This is a genomic window from Paenirhodobacter sp., from assembly GCF_050177655.1.
Lineage (GTDB): Bacteria > Pseudomonadota > Alphaproteobacteria > Rhodobacterales > Rhodobacteraceae > Rhodobacter.
This window is the reverse complement of sequence record NZ_JBFXGV010000093.1, coordinates 1-2,725: the sequence shown is the minus strand read 5'-3', so window position 1 is coordinate 2,725 and position 2,725 is coordinate 1. Positions and strand designations below refer to the sequence as shown.

Annotated in this window: 2 protein-coding genes; both read left to right on the top strand. The window is 67.9% G+C overall.

Going from position 1 to position 2,725, the window contains the following annotated elements; translation table 11 throughout:
• On the top strand, nucleotides 1-1,957 hold a 1,957-nt coding region (locus AB7U46_RS17570), incomplete at its 5' end, for a putative PEP-binding protein (protein WP_428338280.1).
• A 230-nt stretch (nucleotides 1,958-2,187) separates the two neighbouring features.
• Nucleotides 2,188-2,725: cell wall hydrolase (locus AB7U46_RS17565; protein WP_428338279.1), on the top strand; the 538-nt coding region annotated here is incomplete at its 3' end.

Here is a 2,725-nt window from a genome sequence, read left to right as displayed (position 1 = left end):
TCTCGTGGTGCAGCGCATGGCGCTCGGCATCGGGCCGGGGCTGTCGGGCTCGGGCACGATGCAATTCGTCGATTCGGTCACCGGCCTGCCGCAGATCACCGGCCGGTTCCGCGGCCAGAGCCAGGGGCGGCGCGAGGAGGTGGGGGCGCTCTATCTGACCCGCGATCCGCGCGGCGCCTCGCTCGAGGAGGCGGATCCGGACCTTTTCGCCCAGCTGTGCGATTTCGGCGCCCGCTGCCGGGTGAGGCTGCGCGAGGAGATGCAGATCGAATTCACCATCGAGAGCGGTCAGCTTGCGGTGATCGACGCGGTGAAGGTGCAGCGCTCGGCGCGCGCCGCGGTGCGCATCGCCGTGGCGCTGGCCGAGGACGGGATCATCGGCCGCGAGGACGCGCTGTTGCGCATCGAGCCGCGTGCGCTGACCGAGCTGCTGCACTATCAGGTCGATCCGCGCGGCGCGCGCGATCCGCTCGGCAAGGGGATCGCGGCCTCGCCCGGGGCGGCGACGGGTAAGATCGTGTTCACCTCGGCCGAGGCGCAGGCCTCGGCGGCGCGTGACGAGGCCTGTATCCTCGTGCGGCGCGAGACCGTGCCCGAGGACGTGAGGGGCATGCACGCCGCCGTCGCCGTGCTGACCGAGCGCGGTGGCATGACCAGCCATGCGGCGGTGATCGCGCGCGGGCTCGGCCTGCCCTGCATCGTCGGTTGCGCGGATCTGTCGATCAACACGCGCGAGCGCACCTTGCGCGCCCCCGATGGCCGGGTGTTCCGGGCGGGCGACACGATCACCGTCGACGGCACCAATGGCGAGGTTCTGGCCGGTGTCGCCGATATGATGGAGCCCGCGCTCGACGGCGGGTTCCGCACGCTGCTGCACTGGGCCGACACGGTGCGCGACATCGGCGTGCGGGCGAATGCCGACACCCCCGACGACGCCCGCACCGCGCGCATGTTCGAGGCCGAGGGCATCGGCCTCGCCCGGACCGAGCACATGTTCTTCGACGAGGACCGGCTGACGGTGATGCGCGAGATGATCTTCGCCGATACCGCGCCCGACCGCCGCGCCGCGCTCGACCGGCTGTTGCCGATGCAGCGTGCCGATTTCATCCGCCTGTTCGAGATCATGGCCGGTCAGCCGGTGTGCATCCGGCTGTTCGACCCGCCGCTGCATGAATTCCTGCCGCATGACCGCGACGGGATGCGCGAACTCGCGGAGGCGCTGGACCGGCCGCTGTCCGAGGTCACGCGGCGCTGCGATGCGCTTTCCGAATTCAACCCGATGCTCGGGATGCGGGGCGTGCGGCTCGGCGTGACGGTGCCCGAGATCTACGATATGCAGGCGCGCGCGATCTTCGAGGCGGCGGTCGAGGCCTCGCGTCACGGTGCGCCGGTGGTGCCTGAGGTGATGATCCCGCTCGTTTCGGCTGCGCGCGAGGTCGAGATCGTCAAGACCCGGATCGACGCGGTGGCCTCGGCGGTGAAGACCGAGATGAAGGCCGAACTGACCTATCGCCTCGGCGTGATGGTCGAGACGCCGCGCGCCGCGCTGCGTGCCGGCGAGATCGCGCCGCATGTCGAATTCCTGTCTTTCGGCACTAACGACCTGACCCAGATGACCTACGGTCTGTCGCGTGACGACGCCGGCCGCTTCATGTCGATCTACGTCAGCCAGGGGGTTTACGAGGAGGATCCGTTCCATCGCCTCGACGTCGAGGGGGTGGGGGAGCTTTTGCTGATGGGGGCGAAACGCGGCCGCGAGGCCCGTCCGGGGCTGCGGATTTCGGTGTGTGGCGAGCATGGCGGCAACCCCGAATCGATAGCCTTCTGCCGCGCCGCGGGCTTCGACTACGTGTCTTGTTCACCGTTCCGGGTGCCTGTCGCGCGGCTTGCGGCGGCGCATTTCGCACTTTTGGCACCGCGCGGCGAGCGGGCCGGAGAGGGCGTCCAAAAAAGCTGACAAGCCCCCAGATTTCACTGGTGTTATCAGGCGCTTGTTCCTATTCAAAAGAAAGCGACCCCGAAGTGATTCGGGGCTGCCTTGCGCGAAAGTCCGCCGTTCTGGCGGCCAGTTTCTGCACAAAAAAGAGCCGGTAGGTGGACAAGGCGGGCCGTTTTCGGCTATTTGCGCCGGGTTCCGGTTTGCGATGCCATAGCAGCCGGGGCGATTGATCTTATCGGAAGATACACATGTCAGTGCTGAAGAGCTGGACGGGTGGACTGATTGTCCTCCTTGCCCTCGCCGGAGGCTTGCGTGCCGAAGTTACGGTAAGCCAGTCCAATGATCCCGCTGCGGTGCAGCCGGATCTGGCATCCCTTCTGGGCAGGGAACGCTCGGGCCTCGATGCGGTCTCCGCTGCGCGCATGACGCAGATTCTGGTCGCGCCGCAATCCCGTCCGGGCCAGACGCCCAACAAGATCACCGAAGCCTGGCTTGACAGCCAGCCGGTGCCGCAAGGCGATGCGCAGCTGAACTGCCTCGCCTCCGCGATCTATCACGAGGCGCGCGGCGAAAGCCTCGACGGTCAGCAGGCCGTCGCGGAGGTCGTGCTCAACCGCGTCGACGACGCCTCGTTCCCGAAGACCATCTGCGGTGTGGTCGGTCAGCGCGTCTCGGGGAGCTGCCAGTTCAGCTTCACCTGCGATGGCCGGTCCGACGGCTATGCCGACCGCGATGCCTTCGAAAGGGCCGAGAAGATCGCCCGCGCGATGCTCGACGGGTTCCCCC